Annotated in this window: 24 protein-coding genes; 1 reads left to right on the forward strand and 23 read right to left on the reverse strand. The window is 41.3% G+C overall.

Translation table 11 applies throughout. From position 1 onward, the window contains the following. Window positions 1-149: 149 nt before the first annotated feature. The 17 genes from KHA95_RS01845 to KHA95_RS01925 all read right to left on the reverse strand — a co-directional run bounded on the left by KHA95_RS01845 (window position 150) and on the right by KHA95_RS01925 (window position 15,470). Window positions 150-686 (reverse strand): TIGR01440 family protein, encoded by a 537-nt coding sequence (locus KHA95_RS01845; protein ID WP_213136128.1) that lies wholly within the window; start codon window positions 684-686, stop codon window positions 150-152. 40 nt (window positions 687-726) lie between these two features. Next, a complete protein-coding gene (gene rpiB / locus KHA95_RS01850; RefSeq protein ID WP_213135763.1) occupies window positions 727-1,176 on the reverse strand; it encodes a ribose 5-phosphate isomerase B in 450 nt (149 codons plus the stop codon). Between the two features lie 66 nt (window positions 1,177-1,242). Further along, entirely contained in the window at window positions 1,243-2,529 is a 1,287-nt protein-coding gene (locus KHA95_RS01855; RefSeq protein ID WP_213135764.1) for a methyl-accepting chemotaxis protein, read from the reverse strand. A gap of 2 nt (window positions 2,530-2,531) precedes the next feature. After that, window positions 2,532-2,975 carry a low molecular weight protein arginine phosphatase gene (locus KHA95_RS01860; protein WP_213135765.1) on the reverse strand — a complete coding sequence of 148 codons (444 nt, stop codon included), beginning with the start codon at window positions 2,973-2,975 and terminating at the stop codon, window positions 2,532-2,534. A 320-nt stretch (window positions 2,976-3,295) separates the two neighbouring features. Then, the gene (locus tag KHA95_RS01865; RefSeq protein ID WP_213135766.1) at window positions 3,296-3,877 is read right to left on the reverse strand and encodes a manganese efflux pump MntP; all 582 of its coding nucleotides are present in this window, start codon (window positions 3,875-3,877) and stop codon (window positions 3,296-3,298) included. Window positions 3,878-3,920: 43 nt separating this feature from the next. Beyond that, window positions 3,921-4,973, reverse strand: a complete 1,053-nt coding sequence (locus tag KHA95_RS01870) for an L-threonylcarbamoyladenylate synthase (RefSeq protein ID WP_213135767.1) — start codon at window positions 4,971-4,973, stop codon at window positions 3,921-3,923. Window positions 4,974-5,142: 169 nt separating this feature from the next. Then, entirely contained in the window at window positions 5,143-5,949 is an 807-nt protein-coding gene (spoIIR, locus tag KHA95_RS01875) for a stage II sporulation protein R (RefSeq protein ID WP_249316445.1), read from the reverse strand. 64 nt (window positions 5,950-6,013) lie between these two features. Continuing rightward, a complete protein-coding gene (gene prmC, locus KHA95_RS01880) occupies window positions 6,014-6,868 on the reverse strand; it encodes a peptide chain release factor N(5)-glutamine methyltransferase (protein WP_213135768.1) in 855 nt (284 codons plus the stop codon). A 1-nt stretch (window position 6,869) separates the two neighbouring features. Further along, window positions 6,870-7,940, reverse strand: a complete 1,071-nt coding sequence (gene prfA / locus KHA95_RS01885; RefSeq protein WP_213135769.1) for a peptide chain release factor 1 — start codon at window positions 7,938-7,940, stop codon at window positions 6,870-6,872. Between the two features lie 121 nt (window positions 7,941-8,061). Then, complete coding sequence (locus KHA95_RS01890) at window positions 8,062-8,673, reverse strand: thymidine kinase (protein WP_213136130.1); 612 nt, start codon at window positions 8,671-8,673, stop codon at window positions 8,062-8,064. 171 nt (window positions 8,674-8,844) lie between these two features. Further along, window positions 8,845-9,045, reverse strand: a complete 201-nt coding sequence (gene rpmE, locus KHA95_RS01895; protein WP_213135770.1) for a 50S ribosomal protein L31 — start codon at window positions 9,043-9,045, stop codon at window positions 8,845-8,847. 133 nt (window positions 9,046-9,178) lie between these two features. Next, entirely contained in the window at window positions 9,179-10,444 is a 1,266-nt protein-coding gene (gene rho, locus KHA95_RS01900; protein WP_213135771.1) for a transcription termination factor Rho, read from the reverse strand. Between the two features lie 395 nt (window positions 10,445-10,839). Beyond that, window positions 10,840-11,205, reverse strand: coding sequence for a fructose-bisphosphatase class II (locus tag KHA95_RS01905; RefSeq protein ID WP_249316447.1), 366 nt, complete (start codon window positions 11,203-11,205; stop codon window positions 10,840-10,842). Window positions 11,206-11,295: 90 nt separating this feature from the next. Continuing rightward, entirely contained in the window at window positions 11,296-12,582 is a 1,287-nt protein-coding gene (locus tag KHA95_RS01910; RefSeq protein ID WP_213135772.1) for a UDP-N-acetylglucosamine 1-carboxyvinyltransferase, read from the reverse strand. Between the two features lie 608 nt (window positions 12,583-13,190). Next, entirely contained in the window at window positions 13,191-13,841 is a 651-nt protein-coding gene (gene fsa, locus KHA95_RS01915) for a fructose-6-phosphate aldolase (RefSeq protein ID WP_213135773.1), read from the reverse strand. Window positions 13,842-13,960: 119 nt separating this feature from the next. Further along, window positions 13,961-14,824 carry a class II fructose-1,6-bisphosphate aldolase gene (gene fba, locus KHA95_RS01920; RefSeq protein WP_213135774.1) on the reverse strand — a complete coding sequence of 288 codons (864 nt, stop codon included), beginning with the start codon at window positions 14,822-14,824 and terminating at the stop codon, window positions 13,961-13,963. 271 nt (window positions 14,825-15,095) lie between these two features. Continuing rightward, window positions 15,096-15,470 (reverse strand): response regulator, encoded by a 375-nt coding sequence (locus tag KHA95_RS01925; RefSeq protein WP_213135775.1) that lies wholly within the window; start codon window positions 15,468-15,470, stop codon window positions 15,096-15,098. Between the two features lie 184 nt (window positions 15,471-15,654). Here KHA95_RS01925 and KHA95_RS01930 point away from each other — a divergent pair, with 184 nt between their 5' ends. Continuing rightward, the gene (locus KHA95_RS01930) at window positions 15,655-16,179 is read left to right on the forward strand and encodes a DUF2529 domain-containing protein (RefSeq protein WP_213135776.1); all 525 of its coding nucleotides are present in this window, start codon (window positions 15,655-15,657) and stop codon (window positions 16,177-16,179) included. Window positions 16,180-16,462: 283 nt separating this feature from the next. Here the strand turns inward: KHA95_RS01930 and KHA95_RS01935 are convergent, their stop codons facing one another. From KHA95_RS01935 to KHA95_RS01960, 6 genes are all read right to left on the reverse strand, one after another. After that, window positions 16,463-18,064: a CTP synthase gene (locus KHA95_RS01935; protein ID WP_213135777.1), complete on the reverse strand. Its 1,602-nt coding sequence runs from the start codon at window positions 18,062-18,064 to the stop codon at window positions 16,463-16,465. A gap of 172 nt (window positions 18,065-18,236) precedes the next feature. Continuing rightward, window positions 18,237-18,803: a DNA-directed RNA polymerase subunit delta gene (rpoE, locus tag KHA95_RS01940; protein WP_349305421.1), complete on the reverse strand. Its 567-nt coding sequence runs from the start codon at window positions 18,801-18,803 to the stop codon at window positions 18,237-18,239. A 282-nt stretch (window positions 18,804-19,085) separates the two neighbouring features. Beyond that, window positions 19,086-19,292 carry a hypothetical protein gene (locus tag KHA95_RS01945; RefSeq protein WP_213136167.1) on the reverse strand — a complete coding sequence of 69 codons (207 nt, stop codon included), beginning with the start codon at window positions 19,290-19,292 and terminating at the stop codon, window positions 19,086-19,088. Window positions 19,293-19,378: 86 nt separating this feature from the next. Then, complete coding sequence (icmF, locus tag KHA95_RS01950) at window positions 19,379-22,600, reverse strand: fused isobutyryl-CoA mutase/GTPase IcmF (RefSeq protein ID WP_213136131.1); 3,222 nt, start codon at window positions 22,598-22,600, stop codon at window positions 19,379-19,381. A 17-nt stretch (window positions 22,601-22,617) separates the two neighbouring features. After that, the gene (locus tag KHA95_RS01955; RefSeq protein WP_349305422.1) at window positions 22,618-23,247 is read right to left on the reverse strand and encodes a TetR/AcrR family transcriptional regulator; all 630 of its coding nucleotides are present in this window, start codon (window positions 23,245-23,247) and stop codon (window positions 22,618-22,620) included. A 22-nt stretch (window positions 23,248-23,269) separates the two neighbouring features. Next, the gene (locus KHA95_RS01960; protein ID WP_213135779.1) at window positions 23,270-24,406 is read right to left on the reverse strand and encodes an acyl-CoA dehydrogenase; all 1,137 of its coding nucleotides are present in this window, start codon (window positions 24,404-24,406) and stop codon (window positions 23,270-23,272) included. Window positions 24,407-24,415: the final 9 nt, after the last annotated feature.

Here is a 24,415-nt window from a genome sequence, read left to right on the forward strand (position 1 = left end):
TTATGTTCGTTCGATTTTAATATGAATCAAAATTTCCTTTTCATTCTACCACTTTCATTCGCCTTTGCCAACGCTTTTCGGCATAAATTTGGTCAAAAATCGAACATTAACATTAAAATACAATAAAATTGTTCAGTTTCTGCTTTTAACTATGCGTATCTCGCTCTTTCTCCTCCGATTAACTTTGGACGAGAAGCAGCAATCGTTACATGTGCGCCACCAAGCTGTTTTTGGCCAATGCGCACTGGAACTGCGACATGCTTAATATGCATCCCAATAAATGTGTCGCCAATATCAATGCCTGCATTCGCTTGAATAAATTCAACAACAACCGGATCTTGAAATTGGCTAAAAGCGAACGTTGCCATTGCTCCACCAGCATTTCTTGCGGGAATAACCGAAACTTCCTCCCAATTCCGGCGCTCAGCTACGGATCTTTCAACGACAAGAGCCCGATTAATATGTTCACAGCCCTGAAAAGCAAGATGAATGGCAGATTCATCTGCATATTTTTTTAACTCAGAAAAAATCATCTCTGCAATTTCAACTGTCCCTGCTGTACCTATTTTTTCCCCAGCTACCTCTGAAGTGGAACAGCCGACTACAAGGACACTTCCCTCTTTCAGTTGCAATTGTTGTTTACACCCATGAACAATTTCCAGCATTTGTTCACGCCATTTCTCCATTTGCACCGGATTTACACATCCTTTTATGAATTACAGCAAATTATTCTGATTGTGCCTCTTCATATTGACCTACTTTGCCAATTCTCGTCGCATGTCTGCCGCCTTCAAATTCTGTTTCCAACCATAATTGGACAATGTCACGTGCCAGTCCTGCCCCGATAACACGTTCTCCCATTGCAATGACGTTGGTATCATTATGCATTCTCGTCATTCTTGCACTAAATGTGTCATGAACAAGCGCACAGCGAATTCCCTTTACTTTATTCGCAGCAATACTCATCCCAATTCCTGTTCCACAAATTAAAATCCCGCGATCAAATTCACCTTTTGCCACTTTTTCCGCTACTGGAAGAGCGTAGTCAGGGTAATCAACAGATGTTTCACAATCACAGCCAAAATCAACGTATTCAATTTTCAGCTCGTCCAACAACGCTCTAATTTCCTCTCGTATATGAATGCCTCCATGGTCTGAAGCTAATGCTACTCTCATCATTATTACCTCCTCAATAAATTTAAGAAGCAAGTCGAAATCAACTTGCTTAATTATCTATGTTCATTATATATGGAATCGTGAGATTGTGTCTTTTAATATGCTGGCTTGTTTTCGTAATTGTTCACAAAGTGCATCAATTTCCATCATATCGACGGATTGCTCTTTTGCCTTCGTCGCCACTTCTTCTGCTCCTGCCGATGTTTCTTCAGCAATCGCAGCTACTTCTTGTGATTGAATAGAAGTGTGATGTACACTTTCCATTTGGCGATCAACCAATGCCGATATGTCTTTTACAGATGCCGCAACTTGATGTATCGTTGTTGTCATTTCTTCAATGACCTCATTTGTTTTTGTCCCTTTTAACGCTTCCTCATTCGCTGAATGAACTTGTTCAGTAATTTGTTCAACTACATTTGTCACACCAGATTGAATGTTTTGAAGCAAATCCGAAATACCTTGTACAGCCGATGCACTCTCATCCGCAAGCTTCCTTACTTCTTCAGCAACAACAGCAAACCCTTTCCCATGTTCGCCCGCTCGTGCCGCTTCAATTGAGGCATTTAATGCGAGTAAATTGGTTTGATTGGCAATATCTCCAACAAGCTGAATAATCTTCTCCACTTCTCGTGCATGATCTTCTAGCTTTCGTACGGTTTTTAATGATGTACGATTTTCCTCCGCCAATCGTTCAATTCCAACGACGAGTGACTCAACGACTTTCTTGCTTTCCACCAGTTCATCGACCATCGCAACCGAAATATCTTCAGATACTTTCGCTTTTTCTTGAACATCCATTGCAATCTTACTAATATCTTCTACCGATTCCGCTGTTGCTTGAATCGCCGCAGCCGAACTTTCGGCGCCCGCAGAAATTTCGCCCATTGTGTATGAAGCGCTTTCCGATTCTTCCGTTGCACGCTTAGACTTTTCAGAAATAGCAATAACCTTTTCATTCGTTTGATCAAAGTTATCATCAATATGACTGATCATTTCACGTAAATTGGCAAGCATTTGGTTAAACGCCCGTCCAAGTGAATTCATTTCATCATCCACATTTTTGATGTCTACGTCTTGCCCAATATCGCCTTCACTTGCTCTTATTGCCGCCATTTCCAATCGCTGCAACGGTCTCGTAATGACGATCGCTGCAAAATAAGCCAAAATCCCCGACCACATAATGCCTAATAAAAGTGTTACAAGCATAAACACTTGCTGACTCATAAACTCTTCAACATATGGATAAAGGAAATATAGAAAAAACGCACTTGTAGAGTATGTAATAAAAGCGAGTAATACAGTAAATAAAACGAGCTTTTTTTGTAATCCGAATTTATATTTTCGTTTTTTCATCGTCAACCAACCTTCTCCTCTGCGATTCGCTTAATTAATTGATATAGCTCATGAAATGTTTCCCTATACACATTAATGTCGCCCCCATAAGGGTCAAAAACATCAACATCTCCATCGTTTGTATGATTGGCATATTCTTTTAATGTAAACACTTTATGAGCCGCTATCGGAAATTGACCGATCAACATATCTTTATGAGCATTTGTCATCGTTAAAATAAGATCTGCCCACGTTAAGTCCGTTTCATTTACGTTTTTTGATGTATGATTGATCACTATTCCATTTTCCTCTAATACGGCAATCGAATGGCTTGCAGCATCGGCTCCTTCCATCGCAAATACGCCAGCCGATTTTGCTTGCGCACTGTCGGATGTAAGATGATTGTATATCGCTTCAGCCATTGGGCTGCGACATGTATTACCCGTACATATAAAAAGAATATTCAATGTTGGATTCCCTCCTTTCACTCATTATAATACATCCCTCTCTAGGTCAAAAGTCCGAAGGGGGCATTTCGATTTTTTATTGTTAAAGTTATCCACATGCGCTTATTCTATCACTTCTTCAGCAACAAAAAAAGACAGCTTTCAAAGGAATGCTGCCTTTTTTTACACGAATAAGTATTTAAAATGATTTTTAGTAGGACTATTTTCATGCGGCACCTTCCAATCAGTTGATATTTGCGTTGCCACAGAATGTGAGAAAATTAGTTTTGCCCTTCATTCGGTTCCAGCAGCTGTTCTAAGTACGAGCACCCGCCCCTTTCTTATAGTGGAAGTAATAATTTTATCCCAAACAAGAATAATATAATACCGCCAAGCAATTCACCATATGCCCCGAGTAGGTTTTCTACTCTTCGCCCAATAATCAATGCCCCCCACGTTAAAATAGAGGCAACGAGACCAAAACAGATGACCGCAGCAGCAGCCCGTACTCCAAAAATCCCTAGGCTCAACCCCGCTGAAAAACTATCGAGGCTTACGATAAATGAAAAGATGATTAACCCTTTACCGACAGGGACTGTGAAAGATGCCCTTTCCTTCTTTGCCTGAAAAACAGAAATGATCATCTGCACACCAATTATAATGAGCAAACAACCGCCAATATAGTCGGTAATTCTTCCGAATGTACCTGATAATAAGTATCCAGCAAATATGCCTAACAAAGGCATGACCACATGAAAAAAGCCAACGATGAGTCCTATGTAGAAAATTTGCCGGAGCCTTAATTGATAAATACCCATCCCAAGCGAAATCGAAAATGCGTCCATTCCGACTGCAAAGGCCATGATTAACAACGTAATAATTTCTGGATGCAAAATGGATCTTCCCCCTTTCCCTTCGGACATGCCTTTAGGAAATATATGCAAGAAGATCCGTTGATAGACGTACCTATTTACGATCTTGTTTTAACCATTTATAGCCTGCCGCCTTTTCAAGACGATTCATTACAGCTGCACCGATCCCTATTCTAGGAAAAACTTCAGCAAATATAAGATCGGGATGCTTTTCATCAAATGTTCGAAGTGTTTGGAACAGTTGCTGTGCAATCGTTTCGATCTCCTTGCGACTCCCACACGTTGCAATAAAGTCAGCTGTATAGGTTGATGCTGATTCTTCTGTCGCAAGAATCGCTACCTTCAATCCTTCCTTTCGTTTCTGATCGATGAGTTGTTGGATCCATTTCCGTTCACCATCCACTAAATAAAGTGGAGCAGCAGGTGCATAATGCGTATATTTCATCCCTGGTGATTTCGGCTTTTCTTCTTTGTCCACAAGCGCGCGATCGATCGTCACTTTATCCACAACTGCTTCCATTTCCTCGATCGAAACTCCTCCCGGTCTGAGGATAACGGGGATATGTTGTGTACAATCAATCACCGTCGATTCGACACCAACCCCAGTTGCCCCTCCATCGACAATCCCAGCAATCTTTCCATCTAAATCATGCTTCACATGTTCTGCGATTGTAGGACTAGGCTTTCCCGATACATTTGCGGAAGGTGCAGCGATCGGCAGTCCACACGCTGTTAACAACGCAAGTGCCACTGGATGATCCGGCATACGTACAGCTACTGTATCAAGTCCCGCAGTAACGAGCTCTGAAACCGAATCTTTTTTCTTTTGAAAAATAATTGTAAGTGGTCCTGGCCAAAACGCCTTCATTAATTGTTTAGCAGTTGGCGGAATGCTTTCAGTTAATTCTTCCAACTGAGCCGTTGTTGATATGTGGACAATTAATGGATTATCCGATGGCCTCCCCTTTGCGGTATAAATTTTCTTAATCGCTTCATCCGATCGGGCGTTCGCCCCCAATCCATACACGGTTTCTGTCGGAAAAGCAACCACTTCATTTTCTCGTAATCGTTCGGCTGCTTCGATAATCTGTGGATAAGTGGATAAGTTATCCTCACCCTTATCCACAGTCCAATAGATTGTTTCCATGATCATGCCTCTTTCTTATTTCAAAATAAAAATCCGATTATCACTTAATTTCTACAAATTTCGCATTCTACTTTTTCACAAAGCATGTGAATTATTCACTCACTTATGCACAGTTTGTGGATAAGTAATCTGATATTGTGGACAACATCGGTGGATAATGTGAATATTGTTAGCGCATAAAATTAAATACTTCACTTATGAACCATTTTACTTCTACTTTATCCTCTTCTTCAGCAATAAAAGCAATCGGCTCGTCTTTTCCTTCAATTTCAGGCTCATGAGGTATTGCTACTTGTTCACTTTTCCCCAATTTATTCACAACATCATCCATCTCTTCATTCTCAACAACTTGTTCAGAATCCATTGATGAATAAGAGTCAGACTGGGATTGATCGATCTCTTCATTTTCGGCATCTTGCTCAAGGTCTTCCTCAAATCCCGGACCGACCGCAAGACCGTTCGAAAAGTCGAGAAAACAAAGAGGCGGAAATAAGACACACCACCAGTTTGCCCCGCCGCCTTCGCCAAGTGTAATTAACACTGCCTCATATGTTCCAGCTGGGTATAAAAATTCACCGTACAATTTTGTAGGAAATTGAACATCACCAAATTCCACTTTAAACGAATAGTCCAACCCCATTGCTTCTAGCTCACGTTGAGTAATCTGTTCAATTTCATCTAAATGAGAAGTAATCACCGTCCGAGCATCATCGAGCGATGTTAAACTTTGCACCCAATTCGTAATTTCTTCATTGACTGCGTCACGAATCTTTCTTTTTACCGCCTGGTCTTTTTCATTGTCACTATTCGCAAGAATTCGCAAGCGGATTGCTTCCTCAGGGATTGTAACGATTGCATCAGCTGCAACCGTTTCTTGCCTTGGAATGACGAAGCTAACAATCGTTCCAAGCGTTAAGACGATAATATATAACAAAGCGATATTTTTTTGATAGAATCGTTTATTCATATAATCCATTTCCATACGCCTCCCTTATACGAGGCATTATGGTCAGAATATTTAAAACTTATACATTCAAATGTTATATTTGGGTAATAACGACCCGATCTTTTCCATTTATATCATATAAAATTTCCGTCTTCCCATCCGGAAAAGCTTCACGCATTAAATCGGCAACTGCGTCTCCTTGCCCAGCTCCAATTTCAAATCCAATTAGCGCCTTTTTGGCAATCATCTGCGGAAGCTCATTTGCAAAACGGCGATAAAAATCAAGCCCATCATCGCCACCAAATAGAGCAGAATGCGGCTCATGCTCAACGACAACATCTGATAATAGCTCCGCTTCATTATCAGGAATATAAGGTGGATTTGAGATGATCACATCGAGCCTCTCCCCTTGAAAAGGTGCAAGTAAATCACCGTAACGAAATTCAACATCAGCTTGCAAAGCCTTCGCATTTTCTTTTGCTACTTTAAGTGCCTTTTCCGACAGATCGGACGCAGCTACTTCAAGCGTCGGACATTCCAGCTTTAAAGTAACAGCAATCGCCCCGCTGCCCGTGCCAATATCTGCTGCCTTCAGACCAACAGCCGTTCCAAAATGCTCGTTTATTCTTTCGACAATCGCAACGATTAATTCCTCTGTCTCCGGACGCGGAATAAGTACATGTTCATTAACAAGAAAGCGTCTCCCAAAAAACTCTTCATAACCGATAATATGCTGAACCGGTTTCCCTGCCGCATGTTCTTTAACTGATCGTTGGAAAGCTATCCACTGTTCATTCGATAATACCATTCTTTGCTCAGCAAAAAACTGTGCTCGACTCATTTGTAAGATCGCTCGTAATAACAACTCTGCACTATGCGCTTCCCGTCCACGCTCTTGTAAAAAAGAAGAAGCCCAACGCAGGGCCTCGAATATTTTTTGTTCGACCATGTTATTCTTCCACACTCTCAAGCTTGCTTGATTGGTCTTCAATAATTAACGCATCAATAAATTCGTCAAGCTTACCTTCTAAAATTTGATCGAGCTTTTGGATCGTTAGACCGATTCGATGATCTGTCACCCGATTTTGTGGAAAGTTATACGTGCGAATACGTTCAGAACGGTCGCCTGTACCAACGGCAGACTTTCGGTTCGCATCATATTCAGCTTGTGCTTCTTGCTGAAATTTATCGTATACACGGGCACGCAATACTTTCATCGCTTTTTCTTTATTTTTAATTTGCGATTTTTCATCCTGACATGATACAACGACACCTGTTGGAATATGGGTAAGACGAACAGCTGACATCGTCGTATTCACACTTTGACCACCTGGGCCACTTGATGCGAAAGTGTCCACACGAATATCATTATCATGTAATTCAATTTCGACTTCCTCTGCTTCTGGAAGAACTGCTACCGTTGCTGTTGATGTATGAATTCGCCCGCCAGATTCTGTTTCTGGAACGCGCTGAACACGATGGGCTCCATTTTCATATTTTAATTTAGAAAACGCGCCATTTCCGTTAATCATAAAAATAATTTCTTTATATCCGCCAATGCCTGTTGAATGAGCTTCAATGACGTCTATTTTCCATCCTTGCGTCTCGGCATAGCGACTATACATCCGGTATAAATCGCCGGCAAACAACGCCGCTTCGTCGCCGCCAGCTGCACCGCGAATTTCCATAATGACGTTTTTCTCATCATTCGGATCTTTTGGCACGAGCAAAATCTTCAAGCGCGCTTCTAGATTTTCAATTTGCTCTTCAAGCTCTCCGATTTCTTCCTTCACCATTTCCCGCATATCTGCATCTAGTTTATCGTCAAGCATTTCTTTCGCATCATTATATTGAGATTGAACTTCTTTATATTCTCGATATACTTCTACCGTTTCCGCAATTTGAGATTGTTCCTTTGAATAATCTCGCAGTTTCGCTGGATCATTTACAATTTCAGGATCGCTCAAAAGCTCATTTAGCTTTTCGTAACGTTCCTCCACTGATTGTAATTTATCGAACATGCCCATTCACCTCTACTTATTTGCATATTTATATAGTATAACGTTCACGTAAATCAATGCAAAGAAAAATCATAAAAAAAATCAGCTCTCAACTTATAAATGAGGCTGATGGGATATGTAACTAATTTTTTATTGTCTGATATAGCTCAATATTCACTCCTGCCGGCACTTCATGATGATGACGGCATCTCGCTTCATAAGCTTCTGCAGCTCCAACTAAAATGATTGGATCATCATAGCATGCAGGTTTTCCATTAATGAGTCGTTGTGTCCGGCTTGCTGGCGATCCACAAACAGCACAAACAGCATGAAGCTTCGTTACTTGTTCTGCCACTGACATTAAATTTGGCATTGGACCAAATGGCTCACCTTTGAAGTCTTGGTCAAGTCCAGCAATGATGACCCGATGACCACTATCCGCCAATTGTTGAGCGACATCGATGATCCCTTCATCGAAAAATTGAGCTTCGTCAATTGCAACAACATCAATGTTTGCATGAACGTTTTGTAAAATTTCCGCAGAAGTAGCAAGCGGATGGGCAAGAACGGAAGTACCATTATGTGATACAACCTCCGTTACACTATAACGATCATCTATTTTAGGTTTAAAAACCATAATGCTTTGTTTAGCAAACTGTGTACGTCTTACCCGACGAATCAATTCCTCCGATTTTCCCGAGAACATACTCCCGCAAATCACTTCAATCCAACCTGTATGTTTCACGATGTCCATCACGATGGCCCGCTCCCTTCCCATTTGATTCATTACCCAATTATCATAAAAATTACCCAAATAATTCAAAATCAAGTTCAAAAATCGAGGTATTGACATTAGCATTCCCAGATTTTATGCTTTTTGGCAATAAAAAAACAGGCAAGCGAGTTTGCCTGTTTTTTAACTTGATTACTTAAGACCGTATTTCTTATTAAAGCGGTCCACACGACCATCGGCAGTTGCGAATTTTTGGCGACCTGTGTAGAACGGGTGGCATTCTGAGCAAATCTCAACGCGCACGTTTTCTTTTACAGAACCAGTTTCAAATTCGTTACCGCATGCACATTTCACTGTAACTTTTTTATATTCTGGATGAATTCCTGCTTTCATTCCTTTTCATCTCCTTATGCCCTGAATCATTTGCTGAAACAGAGTTATATATAACGATGCGACAGGCGCATTCATTTCAAAAAACACAGTTTTTATTATAGCAAGTACATGTTGGAAATGCAATGCTTGTCGATTAATTTTTTCTCGTCGCTTCTGTTTCGAGCGAATTAATAAATTCCTCATTTGTCTTCGTCTGCTTTAGTTTACGCATGAATTTTTCTGCAAAATCAGGGTTGTCAGACATGACTTTCCTAATTTTCCACAATTTCTCAAGCTGTTTTTTCGGTACGAGAAGTTCTTCTTTACGTGTTCCTGAGCGGCGAATATCAATGGCAGGGAATATTCTTCTTTCAGCGAGGGCACGATCTAAGTGAAGCTCCAAGTTTCCAGTTCCTTTAAATTCCTCATAAATGACATCATCCATCCGTGAACCCGTGTCAACGAGGGCCGTTGCTAAAATCGTTAAACTACCGCCTTCTTCAATATTTCGGGCTGCACCGAAAAAGCGTTTTGGACGGTGGAAGGCTGCCGGGTCAATCCCTCCAGAGAGTGTTCGACCACTTGGCGGAATAACTAAATTGTATGCACGCGCAAGACGAGTGATGCTGTCCATTAAAATGACAACGTCACGTTTATGTTCAACAAGACGCATCGCACGCTCCAACACAAGCTCCGCTACTTTAATATGATTTTCAGGTACTTCATCGAAAGTTGAGCTGACGACTTCGGCGTTAACAGAACGTTCAATATCCGTCACTTCTTCTGGGCGTTCATCGATTAACAGCACAATCAGTTCAGCCTCTGGGTGATTCGTCGTGATGGAATTCGCAATTGCTTTTAGCAGCATCGTTTTCCCCGCCTTTGGAGGAGCAACAATGAGTCCACGTTGACCAAATCCGACTGGGGATACTAAGTCAATAATTCTCGTTGAAACATTTGTTGTCGTCGTTTCAAGCGTAATTTGACGATCAGGATATAGCGGCGTCAATGCTGGGAAATGAACGCGTTCTTTCGCTGTTTCTGGATCATCGCCATTTACAGCCTCTACGTGAAGAAGACCAAAATAACGTTCGTTTTCTTTTGGCGGACGAACCTTTCCAGATACTTTATCGCCATTTCGCAAATCAAAGCGGCGAATTTGTGAAGCTGAAATATATATATCTTCAGAGCTAGCCGTATAATTGATCGGTCTTAAAAAACCGAAACCTTCCGATTGGATGATTTCGAGAACGCCTTCCATAAAGAAAAAGCCTTCTCTTTCAGCTCTTGCCTTTAAAATGGCAAAAATAAGTTCTTTTTTTGTTAGTTTGCTGTAATAGGAAACTTTATATTCGCGTGCAAGCTCATACAGTTCTTTTAGTTTCATATCTTCCAGCAATGATATTGTTAAATCAGCCATTACGACACCACACTTCATTATTTTGATTTATTTTTTCTAAAAGGAGGATTCGTTCACTTGGAGAGTAAGAAGCGGTTGAAGATCTTTGAGGGGCTTCATCCCCATATTAGTTTATATGTAAAAGGTGATACTTGTAAAGAGGGGCGTTGATCCTCCACCTCAATTAATTTGATAAAGAACCAACAGCCCGTTCACATCTATACGACACAGACATCTAAGAGCCCTAGCTGATTAAAGGTTTATTTTATCAAGTAGTCCTCTCAAACATTATTTGATTACTAAATTGGGCTTTTTATGAAGGCTATGTGTTCCTTCAATAAATCGAACCGTTCCAGATTTTGCTCCCATAACGAGCGAATGAGTTGTTGCGTATGTCCCAATAAATTGGACACCTTTTAATCCATATACATATCAGACGCATGCAAAAGGTTTCCATGATCAGCAATTGCTAAAACCGTTAACGCATTCCAGCCTCCTGATGCCACAATATTCGTTCCTTCTAGTGGATTGACAGCAACATCAACACGCGGACCATAGCCGGTTCCAAGCTTCTCCCCGATGTACAAAATCGGTGCTTCATCCATTTCACCTTCACCAATAACGACCGTTCCTTTCATCGGAATCGTATCAAATACGGCGCGCATGGCAGAAGTAGCCGCATCATCCGCCTCTTCCTTTTTTTCCACGCCCCATCCAGCGTGCAGACGATAATGCGGCTGCCTCAGTCCCCTGACAAGTTCCATTGATAAACTTCTTTCCATTGGACTTTCCCCCTGATTGTGTTTCTATAAAAAATACAGGAAAGTCTAATTCTATTCAATGGATGTGATTTTCGTAGATGTGTATCGAAATTACGAACTTTTTAGCTGTTCCATTTCTTCTTCACTCATTTTTTCACGCCAAATCGTTGCCCCAAGACCGTTTAATTTTTCAACTAATCCGCTATACCCGCGGTCGATATGTTCTAATCCGGATACTTCCGTGATTCCTTCAGCCATTAATCCAGCGATGACGAGAGCAGCACCTGCTCTCAAGTCAGAAGCTTTTACCTTCGCCCCTTGAAGCTTTGCAGGGCCATTAATAATAGCTGAGCTTCCTTCAACTTTTATATCTGCATTCATTCTCCGCAGTTCATCGATATGCTTAAAGCGGGCGGAATAGATCGTATCGGTAACAAGCGAGGTTCCTTTTGCCTGTGATAAAAGCGCGGTGAATGGTTGCTGTAAATCGGTTGGAAAGCCCGGGTAGACGAGCGTTTTTATATCAACCGCATTTAATTGATTGCCTTTGCCAATAAACACTTGTTCATCGCCAGTTTCAATCGGTACACCCATTTCCCTTAGCTTGGCAATCAGTGATTCTAAGTGGAACGGGATCACATTATCAATGAGCACACCTTCTCCGACAGCCGCCCCCAAAATCATATATGTTCCAGCTTCAATCCGATCAGGAATAATGGTATGTCGACAGCCTGTTAATGTCTCCACCCCATCAATTCTAATGACATCTGTGCCAGCCCCTTTAATTTTCGCTCCCATATTTGTGAGCAGTGTAGAAACATCGATAATTTCAGGCTCTTTTGCGGCGTTTTCAATGATTGTTCGCCCTTTTGCTCGCACAGCAGCTAACATAATATTAATCGTTGCCCCAACACTGACAACATCTAAGTAGATTCGAGCACCGCGCAATTCATCTGCGCGCAAATAAATTGCCCCTTGTTCATTCGTTACTTTCGCGCCTAATGCTTCAAATCCTTTGATATGTTGATCAATCGGGCGCGGTCCAAGATAACAGCCACCTGGCAGTCCAATGACTGCCTTTTTAAATCTTCCAAGCATTGCACCCATTAAATAATAAGAGGCACGCAGCTTCTTGACCTTTCCATTTGGAAGCGGCATTGAAATCATTTGACTTGGATCAACGGTCATTTGACCGTCTTGAAAAGTAACATCTCCACCGATTTCTTCCAATAGAGATTGCAATGTATGAACATCTGAAATATCAGGAAGGCCCTCAATCGAAACAGGCGATTCGGCCAAGATCGTAGCGGGAATTAAAGCAACGGCACTATTCTTCGCGCCACTCACTTTAATCGTCCCTTTTAACGGATATCCGCCTGCAATTTTAAGCTTTTCCATTTTCGACTTCCTTTCTGCCTGCTTTGAATACGTAGCTAAAAGTAAATATGTAGTCCATGAGACTGACACCTAGAGCTAGTCATCGAATTGATCGGCATTTTACCTTTTATTATATACGAATTTGCTCGAAACATGTAGAATTTACCAAGTATTTTCCAATCAATGACACGTCAGCGTCATTGCGTCCAGATTTTATCGGGCTCGATAAAAAAATCTATGACATCCGCCGCAGCTTAACTTAAATCGGCAAATCTTTTTTATCGAAAACGAAGCGTCAGGTACAGGGAGTTTGAACTGATTTAAAACAATACAGCATTTATCGAGGCTAGGACATAACTAAAGTAATCAAATCCACAGACGAACAATGCAATACCTTAGCGTAGGTAATATACCTAGACTCTTGCGGCATCATTTGAGATTCCGTAGCGTTTAAGGAACGAAACCTAAATTTGGCAACCGCTTCGTGACCACCATCCTGCTAATCAGCGGCTCAACAGTGCCCCCTGAAAGCGCAGTATATTTCCGGAGTGAGTTATATGCAGTTGCTAGCGTTCGTATTTTGATTTGATAAAAAGTTTTTATCCCAGCCTCATTTATACTAAATCGAGTTAAGCGTTATTTTTCATACCTTCCCAATCTTTCAAGAAAGCTTCAATTCCTTTATCCGTTAATGGATGTTTAAATAATTGCTCAATGACACCATATGGCATTGTTCCAATATGAGCACCTGCTAAAGCTGCTTGTGTTACGTGCTGTGGATGACGAATTGATGCTGCAATAATTTCAGTATCAATGCCGTGGATGTTGAAAAGATCCGAAATTTCAGAAATTAATTCAACTCCGTTATGACCGATATCATCCAAACGACCAAGAAATGGCGATACATATGTAGCACCTGCACGAGCTGCAAGCAATGCTTGGTTAGAGCTAAACACAAGTGTTACATTTGTTTTAATTCCTTCTTTCGCGAACGTGCTTACCGCTTTCATTCCTTCCGGCGTCATTGGCACCTTCACAGTAATGTTTGGAGCAATCGCAGCAAGTTCGCGTCCTTCAGAAATCATTCCTTCAGCATCAAGTGCAATTACTTCCGCACTAACGGAACCAGTGATAAATGATGTGATTTCTCTTAAGCGATCGTGGAAAGAAACCCCTTCTTTTGCTACGAGTGATGGGTTTGTCGTTACTCCGGCTACAATCCCAAGTGCGTGTGCTTTCTTAATATCTTCAAGGTTAGCTGTATCAACAAAAAATTTCATTTTTCTCCATCTCCTTTTAAAGTCGGAAACCGCTCCATTTTTGGGCGGTTTCCTTTTATCTTTACTATTTACCGCAATTGTCTAGTTGCAAGTCTGAGATGAAATTTGCTTAATGATTCTTATGCTCTACCAGATGAACCAAATTCACGCATCTTGCCAATAACTGTTTCTTTAATTGCATCACGAGCTGGCCCTAAGTATTTACGCGGATCATACTCATTTGGAAGATCTGCCAATACTTCACGAACACGTTTTGCAGAAGCAATTTGGTTTTCTGTATTTACGTTGATTTTTGCAGTCCCAAGAGAGATTGCTCTTTGGATATCTTTAAGCGGAATGCCTGTCCCACCATGTAAAACAAGTGGAATACCCGTTAAGTTCATAATTTCTTCCATGCGATCGAAGCCAAGATTTGGTTCGCCTTTGTATGGTCCATGAACAGAACCAAGAGCTGGTGCAAAGCAGTCAACGCCCGTTTCACGTACTAAACGATCACATTCTTCAGGAATTGCGTATGATGCATCTGCTTCATCTACTGATAGATCATCTTCTTGACCACCGATGCGGCCGAGCTCTGCTTCAACAGATACACCGTGGAAATGTGCAAGCTCAACAACTTTTTTCGTTAGTTCAATGTTCTCATCAAGTGGGAAGTGTGATCCGTCAATCATTACAGATGTGAAGCCAGCATGGATTGCTTTCGCACAAGTTTCATAGCTTGAACCATGGTCAAGATGGATAGCAACAGGAACCGTTGTTCCATACTCTTCCATTAACGTTTCAACCATTTTAACAACAAACTTGAAGCCACCCATATAACGTGCTGCACCTTCTGATACACCAAGGATAACAGGGGACTTTTCTTCCTCCGCTGCTTGCAGGATCGCTTGAGTAAACTCAAGGTTGTTCAAGTTGAACTGACCAACTGCATACTTTTCTTCTTTTGCTTTATTCAGCATTTCAGTCATGGAAACTAAAGGCATTATTTTTCCTCCTTAGATAGACGCACAAAAGCTGTGCAAAATTACCATAATCTTTTTTCATTGTTATCATATCAAATTCGCCTTCGGTTTACCAATGCTGAAAAGCTATTTTCAGAAGAAAAATATGGATTTTTAATTTTGTGTAAAAAAGTTTCTATCTTAGAAAATTATGATTATTCTTCCGCTGACTCCTCATTGTTCTGAATCCAACTGCATGTTAACGCTTGCATCAAATTATGTAATTTCTTAAGAAGCTATATTAAAAAAACACTTAATAAGATGGTGTTATGCCAATATATTTTTTTACCGCATCTCGAATTTCATTAATATCAAAAGGCTTAGCGAAATGAGCAAGTGCTCCGAGCTTATTGGATGCCTCAATCATTTCCAATTCTCCGTATGCTGTCATAATAATGACCCGAATATTTGGTTCGATTTTTTTCATCTCTCTAAATATTTCCAGCCCATCCATTCCCGGAATTTTCATATCGAGTAATACAAGATCCGGGGTATGTGCTTTTGTAATTTCCAATGCTTGTTGTCCATTAGATGCTTGATAAATTTCATATCCCTCTTTTTGCAAAATTTCATTTAATAACACCCGAATCCCGAACTGGTCATCGACGATCAAAATTTTCTCGGACATTTCTATTCCCCCCTCTATCATTCTCTAAAAAAATATCCTTGAATGTAAAGATGCATTTTTAAATCTACTTTGCCTTGTCATGTAGTTAACTTCAACATTGGCTCGACGTTTCCCTCTAAAATTTATACGATTTTTTTATTAGAGGCGTATAATAGGATTAATGATACAAAAAGGAGAGAAAACTATGCTCAAAATGTTTTCAACCCAGCTTACAGGGTTGTTTCAGCGAATTATGGAAAAAGAGTCGTTTCAGTTTGAAGATGGTGCTAGATTGCTTGCGCAGGCACCCGTTGGGGAGGGACTCATTTATATAAAAGGATTTCAAGAGATGGGTGCGGTCATAAAAGAGGCAATCGAAGGAGCAGAACCTTTAAAAAGTGCTCGAACACTGGAATCGTCCTCTTCTCTTTCATCAGCGGATCGTGTCATTATTTTTACGAGATTTGCGGACGATGAAGAAGCTGTTGCACTTGGAAATAAGCTCGAAGCTGAAGGAGTTCCTTTCGTTGCGGTTGCCGGAAAGAGAACAGAAAGCGGTCAACCTACACTTGAGCAATTAGCGGATGTTTTCATCCATACGAATGTCACCCGTCCACTTCTGCCTACTGAAGATGGAACGCGGGTTGGCTTCCCTTCATCGATCGCGGCATTGTATATTTATTTTGGATTGAAATTCATGATCGAAGAAATGGTGGCTGAATACGAGTAAAAAAGAAGCAGGTAGAGAAAAACTTCAATTTTTCTTTACCTGCTTTTGTATTTTCGCTGAATTATATAAGTTGAAATAAATAACATACATACAAATGACATGTAATGCCGATTTCTATTTTTTACGTAAAACAGTCTGTCATTTGCAGTTTGAAGGACACCCTTTTCTAACGAAGCTAGCTTTTTACCCTACAGATTCGATAGCAGCACTTTAACCATTTGCAACAATGGTCTGACCGCTCTTCTACCGCTTGTACGCTCGCTTTATTAACACCATACTGATTTTATTCTTTATGCTTTAATGCCGCCTCTACAAAGCCGTAGAACAATGGTTGTGGACGTGTCGGTCTAGAAGTGAATTCCGGGTGGAATTGGCAAGCAATAAACCAAGGATGATCGGCAAGCTCAACCACTTCAACGAGTCGTCCGTCTGGGCTTGTTCCAGAGAAGACAAATCCAGCTTCTTCCATTTGTTCACGATATGCATTATTAAATTCGTAGCGGTGACGGTGACGCTCTTGAACGAGGTCCTCGTTATACAATTGATACGCTTTTGTACCTGGTTGTAGCTTACATGGATATAAACCGAGACGAAGTGTTCCACCAAGGTCTTCTACATCTTCTTGCTCTGGTAACAAATCGATGATCGGGTATTCCGTCGATGAGTCAAGTTCAGAAGAATGGGCATTGTCTAATCCTACAACATTGCGGGCATATTCAATTGAAGCAAGCTGCATACCTAAACAAATACCAAAGAATGGAATCTTTTGTTCGCGTGCGTAACGAATAGCTGCGATTTTCCCTTCGACTCCACGATCACCAAATCCGCCCGGGACAAGGATGCCATCTACATGCGCAAGTGTTTCTGCCGCATTTTCATCGGAAATTTCTTCTGCATTTACCCATTCAATTTCAATATCTGCATCAAATGAATAACCGGCATGTCTCAATGCCTCGACAACAGAAATATACGCATCTTGCAGCTCAACATATTTTCCAACGAGGGCGATTTTCACTACTTTCGAAAGTCCTAGCACCTTTTCCACTAGTTGTGTCCATTCCGTCATATCCGCTTCGCCGCACACAAGTTTTAAATGATTACATACGATTGAATCAAGCTTCTGTTCTTGCAATGAAAGAGGAATGGAATACAATGTGTTCGCATCACCCGCTTCAATGACGGCCTCCTTATCGATATCACAGAATAACGCAATTTTATCCTTCATATCTTGAGAAATTGGCATTTCCGTACGAACGACGATCACATTTGGCTGGATACCAAGACTGCGCAGCTCTTTCACACTATGCTGTGTTGGCTTTGTTTTCATCTCACCTGCCGCTTTTAAATACGGAACAAGCGTACAGTGAATGTACATGACATTGTCACGACCAACATCATTTTTCATTTGGCGAATTGCTTCAAGGAATGGAAGTGATTCAATATCACCAACCGTTCCACCAATTTCTGTAATGACTACGTCAGCTTCTGTTTTTTTAGCTGCTCGATAAATTCGATCTTTAATTTCATTGGTAATATGGGGAATCACTTGTACTGTCGCACCATTATAATCGCCACGACGTTCCTTTTTTAATACTTCTGAATACACTTTACCTGTTGTTACGTTGCTATATTTATTCAAGTTAATATCGATAAAGCGCTCATAATGCCCAAGATCAAGGTCTGTTTCAGCACCATCATCTGTTACGAATACTTCCCCATGCTGGTAAGGGCTCATCGTTCCAGGATCGACATTAATGTATGGGTCAAATTTTTGAATCGTTACTCTTAACCCACGATTTTTTAACAAACGGCCAAGCGATGCCGCCGTAATCCCTTTTCCTAATGATGAGACAACCCCACCCGTTACGAATATATATTTTGACACAATTTCTTCCTCCTTCTCGACATTCATATGTTTTCACATTTTAAGAGCAAATAATCTATATTAAAATAAAAAAAGCTCCCGCACAAACGTATGGGAGCGTACCTATTATTTTTGTCCTCATTCGAGGAGCCCAAATAAAATATTACATATTCACGAAATGAAAGTCAAGAACTTATTCCTCTTCTTCTTCCTCTTCTTCTTCTTCTTCATCAATCTCTAATTCGTCATCTTCATCAAGCTCAAATTCACTATCGAGGAGATCTTCTTCGTCGTATTCTTCCTCTTCTTCCTCAATAAGAGCTTCTAAACTTTCATCAAGATCTTCTTCCTCTTCATCTTCAAGATCTTCATCGTCTTCTTCATAATCAAGATCTTCATCTTCCAGCTCTTCCTCTAAAACATCATCAAGTTCGACCACTTTTTTCTTCTTTTTCTTCTTAGGTTTTACCGGAGTAATAATTTCTTCGTCTACTTGGTCAAATAAATACCATTCACGTAAGCCCCAGCGATTTTCACCCAATGTGATAAAACGACCTTCAACATTCAAGTCTGTATAAAATTGAAGCATACGTGGGCGAAGCTCTTCTTTACTTAATTCCAAAATGCTTGCAATTTCCTTCACCAAATCCTCAAATACAATTGCTTCTCTTCTTTCATAAAAAATATGCTCCGCGATTTCAATAAATGACATTTCCCGGCGTTCCTCTAACGATAGTTCAAGTAAACTCAACGATCGCACGTCCCTTCATTTCTTCTATTAAGTAAGAGGATGTTCAAAAAGTCCAGTAAAAATAACATACCGAATATCTTTATTCATTTCCAGTCCTTTTCATCATCCTTTTTGCACTCACCATAATTTAAAAGGTAAGCAAAACCTGCTTGACCTCATTCTGTCCTCAACATTATAAACAAATTGTTTTCATTTATGCTACTGTTTTTAGCTAATATTTAATTTTTTGTCCCATCCTCCATTATTTTCTATATTAATAAAAAAATTCCCGCAAGCTCTAGCTTGCGGGAATTATGGTTTTTCTTGAATTTTGATTGCATCTGGATCTTCTTCATCATTTTCTTGCTGAACGGTTGAATGGATCACAAATCGATAACTAATGTAAAATAGGAGGATGGAGCCAAGTAAAAAAGGGATTGCTCCAAGCTGAATCCGGTATAAGAAAAAAAAGAACGCTCCAACGACACAGCACCCCACGATCATTAGTACGACTTTCATCTGTCCACTCCCTATTCATTAAGCAATTCTAAGTAGTTTATACCCTTATTATACCATATGGAAGCTAAAAGCCTGTTACGGTTTGATTACATATTTCTTCGATACTGTCCGCCCACTTCATAAAGCGCTTGAGTAATTTCTCCAAGGCTTGCTACTTTGGTCGTTTCCATTAACTCCGCAAAAATATTGCCGCCGGTGATCGCAGTTTCTTTTAATTGATGCAACGCTTCAGCTGCTACGTCTTTATGTCGCGCTTGAAATTCCCGTAAATGTTGAATTTGTAGTTCCTTTTCCTCCTTTGATGCCCGCGCTAATTCCATGCTATCGATTTCTTCCTCCGTAGGTGGATTCGGATTTACGTACGTGTTTACCCCGATAATTGGCAATTGCCCTGAATGCTTGAGCATTTCATAATACATCGATTCTTCTTGAATTTTTCCGCGTTGGTATTGCGACTCCATTGATCCGAGCACTCCGCCACGGTCATTTAAGCGCTCGAATTCTTGTAAAACCGCTTCTTCAACCAAATCAGTCAGCTCTTCGATAATGAATGAGCCTTGTAATGGATTTTCATTTTTCGAGAGACCATGCTCCTTCGTTATAATCATTTGGATCGCCATCGCACGGCGAACCGATTCCTCTGTCGGTGTTGTAATCGCCTCATCATATGCATTCGTATGGAGTGAGTTACAATGGTCCTGCAGCGCCATTAACGCTTGCAGTGTCGTTCTTATATCGTTAAAATCAATTTCTTGCGCATGCAGTGAGCGTCCAGATGTTTGGATATGATATTTCAATTTTTGACTTCGCTCATTCGCTCCATATTTATCGCGCATAACCGTTGCCCAAATTCTCCGTGCCACCCGGCCAATGACCGTATACTCCGGATCGAGCCCATTGGAGAAAAAGAACGATAAATTCGGTGCAAAATCATTAATGTCCATTCCCCGGCTTAAATAATACTCGACATACGTAAATCCATTTGCCAATGTAAAGGCGAGCTGGGAGAGTGGATTTGCCCCCGCTTCAGCAATATGATACCCAGAAATCGAGACAGAATAATAATTGCGCACGTGGTGATCGATAAAATATTGCTGAATGTCCCCCATCATCCGCAGCGCAAACTCTGTCGAAAAAATGCATGTATTTTGCCCTTGATCTTCTTTTAATATATCTGCCTGAACTGTGCCACGGACCGTTTTCAATGTGTATGTTTTCACTTCTTCCAGTTCTTGTTCCGTTAATTCTCTGCCTCGCTCTTCCACTTTGGCGTCTACTTGTTGAGCGATTGCCGTGTTCATAAACATCGCCAAAATAATTGGCGCTGGCCCGTTAATCGTCATCGAAACAGAAGTGGATGGAGCACATAAATCAAATCCTGCATAGAGCTTTTTCATGTCATCAAGCGTACAAACATTTACGCCGCTCTCACCGACTTTCCCATAAATATCAGGGCGCTCATCCGGATTTTCCCCATAAAGAGTAACCGAATCAAAAGCGGTGCTTAACCGTTTCGCATCATCATCCTTTGATAAGTAATGAAAACGGCGGTTCGTCCGTTCTGGTGTCCCTTCCCCGGCAAATTGCCGTTTCGGGTCTTCCCCTTTTCGTTTAAATGGAAAAACACCAGCTGTAAACGGAAAAGATCCCGGGACATTTTCTTTATATACCCAACTTAAAATTTCTCCGTAATCTTCATATTTTGGTAAAGCGACTTTTGGGATCGCCAATCCGGATAAGCTTTTTGTCGTTAATTCCGTCGAAATTTGTCGACCGCGAATATTTGTAATGTAGTGCTCTTGTTTGTATGCTTTTTGCGTTTTTTGCCAGTCCACAAGCATTTCGCGGGATGCATATGTTAATCTTTGTTCGATATCAGCATGTAATTGCTTCAATGCTGTGATAACATGCTCATCGCTGCTCGCTTCTTCCGCAGAGGCAATCGCTCCTTCTAATTGAAATATTTTACGTGCGAGCTTTACCTCGGCTTTTGCATGTTCGTGATACTGTCGAACCGTCTGAGCAATTTCTCGTAAATAATGCTGTCTGCTATTTGGAATAATGACGTTGCGCTTTTCAACAATTTCATCTTTTGATAAAGACGTATGCCAATTGCGGTCTAACTTTTCCACAAGAGCGGCGAATAACGCATTTGTGCCTGGATCATTAAATTGACTGGCAATCGTACCGTACACCGGCATTTGTTCAAGAGGAACATCAAAAAGCAAGTGGCTGCGTTGGTATTGTTTACGCACTTGATTTCGTGCGTCTTCCGACCCTTTGCGCTCATATTTATTAATGACGATGAAATCAGCATAATCGATCATATCGATTTTTTCTAATTGCGAAGGTGCGCCAAACTCACTCGTCATCACATACATCGACACATCACTAATTTCCGTGATTTCTGCATCTCCCTGACCAATTCCACTCGTCTCGACAATAACAAGATCGAATCCAGCCGCTTTTACGACCGAAATCGCATCGCGGATGGCGAGCGATAATTCGCTTCCCGAGCGTCTCGTTGCCAAGCTCCGCATATAGACACGAGGAGAAAAAATTGCATTCATCCGAATTCGATCGCCTAATAAAGCACCGCCTGTTTTTTGTTTTGTCGGGTCAACCGATAAAATGGCGAGTTTTTTGTCTGGAATTTCATTTAAAAAACGGCGAATAAGTTCATCCGTTAATGAACTTTTTCCTGCGCCACCCGTCCCAGTCATCCCCAACACCGGAACCTCAGCTTCTTGTTCTTTTATCCGCAAGAAGAGATCTGCGTCATCTTTTTGTTCAGCGGCAGTAATTAATCTAGCAATCGCTTGCGGGTCCCCTTTAGCCAAGCGCTCTACTTCATTCGTTAATGGCATAGGCGGGAAATCACATTCCTCAATCATTAAATTGATCATCCCTTGGAGCCCATAGTTGCGCCCGTCATTTGGAGAAAATATTTTTGCGATCCCGTATTCATGCAGCTCTTTTCTCTCACGCGGGATAATGACACCGCCGCCGCCCCCATAAATGCGAATATGGGAGGCCCCTCGCTGTGCAAGTAAATCATACATATACTTAAAATATTCAACATGCCCACCTTGATAGGAGGAGATAGCGATCCCTTGCACATCTTCCTGGATCGCCGCATTGACAACTTCCTCCACAGAACGATTGTGACCGAGATGGATGACTTCCGCACCGCTTGACTGTAAAATTCTCCGCATAATATTAATCGATGCATCATGCCCATCAAACAAGCTTGAAGCCGTTACGAACCTGACATGATTTTTCGGCTTATACACGTGTCCAGCGCTCATCATCTTTTTTTCTCCTTTCACACATGCTCTAAATTGACCCCAGAGATAAGCAAATCCGTTTGCAATTCAATGTATTCATCAAGTGAATATATTTTCTTTAATGCCCAGCGCCGAAACCCCCACATTTGCCCTTGGACAAAAATATTATGGGCAAGTAAATGTTGATGCGCCTTCCCAATTGCCAGTTCTCCATTATCAACACAGCGCTCGATAAGGCGTTCAAACATTTCCACCATTTCCATTTCTTTTTGCAATACATATGGGAGTGCGTCTTGTGACAATGCCTTCGCTTCCTGATACATGACGAGCACTTCATCCTGCATGTCGTCGATCACTTTAAAATAATGACGAATGCCAAGCTTCAAACTTGCGAGCGTGCCTTGTTCTTGATCAATGCTGCTTAACCTCATACTTACTTCATCGTAAATGCTGTCGCAAACGAGATAAAGCACATCTTCCTTCGTGCGGATATATTCATATAACGTCCCGATACTAAAGCCAGATGCTTCTGCGATTTCCCTTGTTGTCGTTCGATGAAATCCTTTTTGCTTAAAAAGCAACACCGCTCCCTTAATCATTTGGCTGCGTCGTTTTTTTATAAGTGCTTCATCTTTGACAGATGCGTAAATTTCCCGCTTTTGCCCCACCTTTCTTCACCTACTTTTATCATTATTTCAGCAACATCCGAGAAATGACGAGACGCTGAATTTCTTGTGTTCCTTCGTAAATTTGCGTAATTTTTGCATCACGCATATAGCGTTCGACAGGGTAATCCTTTGTATATCCATATCCACCAAATACTTGGACGGCGTCGGTTGTCACCTTCATCGCTGTATCACCAGCCATTAGCTTCGACATCGCCGACGCCTTGCCATACGGAAGCCCTTCAGACTCTAGCCAAGCAGCTTGATATGTCAGCAAGCGCGCCGCTTCAATATTCGTTGCCATATCCGCTAGTTTAAAAGAGATTCCTTGATTGTCGGCGATCGGTTTGCCAAATTGCTTCCGTTCTTTTGCGTACGCAATTGCCGCATCCAATGCTCCTTGGGCAATGCCAACCGCTTGTGCCGCAATTCCATTCCTCCCGCCATCAAGCGTCATCATCGCAATCTTAAAGCCTTGGCCCACTTGACCGAGAACATTGGCGACAGGTACTTGACAATCTTCAAAAATAATTTCTGTTGTCGGCGATGAGCGAATGCCGAGTTTCTTCTCCTTTTTTCCAATTGAAAAGCCCGGGAAATCCTTTTCGATAATAAAAGCCGTCGAACTTCTTTTATCGTTTGGATCGGTTAAGGCAAAGACGATGTAGGTGTCAGCAACTCCCCCGTTCGTCGTGAAAATTTTTGATCCGTTTAGGACATAATGTTTTCCATCAAGACGAGCGGTTGTTTTCATAGCGCCGGCATCCGAACCAGAAGCAGGCTCAGTCAAACCATACGCACCGATTTTCTTCCCTTCCGCTAGCGGCTTTAAATAGGTTTGTTTCTGTTCCTCCGTTCCAAATGCAAATAAAGGCCAGCAAGCGAGCGATGTATGGGCTGAAAGCGTCACCCCTGTCGATGCACAAACACGTGATAATTCCTCAACTGCGATACAATAAGCTAAATAATCGCTGCCAATCCCTCCATATTTTTCTGGCCACGGAATACCTGTTAGCCCGATTTCAGCCATTTTTGTAAAAATCCCACGATCAAAACGCTCTTCCTCATCGCGTTCTGCCGCGCTTGGCTCGACTTCTTTTTTCGCAAAATCACGGACTAGCTTGCGAATCATTTCATGCTCTTCACTTAATTGGAAGTTCAATTTCCCCGC

This window comes from Bacillus sp. FJAT-50079, assembly GCF_018343515.1.
In the GTDB taxonomy this organism is placed as follows: domain Bacteria; phylum Bacillota; class Bacilli; order Bacillales; family Bacillaceae_C; genus Lederbergia.

Bases quoted from the DNA above. Each gene is read 5' to 3' on its own strand.
- fba (WP_213135774.1), bottom strand. From the start codon at position 14,824: ATGCCTTTAGTTTCCATGACTGAAATGCTGAATAAAGCAAAAGAAGAA.
- KHA95_RS01945 (WP_213136167.1), bottom strand. From the start codon at position 19,292: ATGAAAGTCGTACTAATGATCGTGGGGTGCTGTGTCGTTGGAGCGTTC.
- KHA95_RS01910 (WP_213135772.1), bottom strand. From the start codon at position 12,582: ATGGAAAAGCTTAAAATTGCAGGCGGATATCCGTTAAAAGGGACGATT.
- rho (WP_213135771.1), bottom strand. From the start codon at position 10,444: ATGGCTGATTTAACAATATCATTGCTGGAAGATATGAAACTAAAAGAA.
- rpiB (WP_213135763.1), bottom strand. From the start codon at position 1,176: ATGAGAGTAGCATTAGCTTCAGACCATGGAGGCATTCATATACGAGAG.
- rpmE (WP_213135770.1), bottom strand. From the start codon at position 9,045: ATGAAAGCAGGAATTCATCCAGAATATAAAAAAGTTACAGTGAAATGT.
- prfA (WP_213135769.1), bottom strand. From the start codon at position 7,940: ATGTTCGATAAATTACAATCAGTGGAGGAACGTTACGAAAAGCTAAAT.
- KHA95_RS01865 (WP_213135766.1), bottom strand. From the start codon at position 3,877: ATGTCCGAAGGGAAAGGGGGAAGATCCATTTTGCATCCAGAAATTATT.
- KHA95_RS01930 (WP_213135776.1), top strand. From the start codon at position 15,655: ATGCTCAAAATGTTTTCAACCCAGCTTACAGGGTTGTTTCAGCGAATT.
- KHA95_RS01890 (WP_213136130.1), bottom strand. From the start codon at position 8,673: ATGGACATCGTGAAACATACAGGTTGGATTGAAGTGATTTGCGGGAGT.
- KHA95_RS01905 (WP_249316447.1), bottom strand. From the start codon at position 11,205: ATGGAAAGAAGTTTATCAATGGAACTTGTCAGGGGACTGAGGCAGCCG.
- KHA95_RS01870 (WP_213135767.1), bottom strand. From the start codon at position 4,973: ATGGAAACAATCTATTGGACTGTGGATAAGGGTGAGGATAACTTATCC.
- KHA95_RS01855 (WP_213135764.1), bottom strand. From the start codon at position 2,529: ATGAAAAAACGAAAATATAAATTCGGATTACAAAAAAAGCTCGTTTTA.
- fsa (WP_213135773.1), bottom strand. From the start codon at position 13,841: ATGAAATTTTTTGTTGATACAGCTAACCTTGAAGATATTAAGAAAGCA.
- spoIIR (WP_249316445.1), bottom strand. From the start codon at position 5,949: ATGGATTATATGAATAAACGATTCTATCAAAAAAATATCGCTTTGTTA.
- prmC (WP_213135768.1), bottom strand. From the start codon at position 6,868: ATGGTCGAACAAAAAATATTCGAGGCCCTGCGTTGGGCTTCTTCTTTT.
- icmF (WP_213136131.1), bottom strand. From the start codon at position 22,600: ATGAGCGCTGGACACGTGTATAAGCCGAAAAATCATGTCAGGTTCGTA.
- KHA95_RS01925 (WP_213135775.1), bottom strand. From the start codon at position 15,470: ATGTCCGAGAAAATTTTGATCGTCGATGACCAGTTCGGGATTCGGGTG.
- KHA95_RS01845 (WP_213136128.1), bottom strand. From the start codon at position 686: ATGGAGAAATGGCGTGAACAAATGCTGGAAATTGTTCATGGGTGTAAA.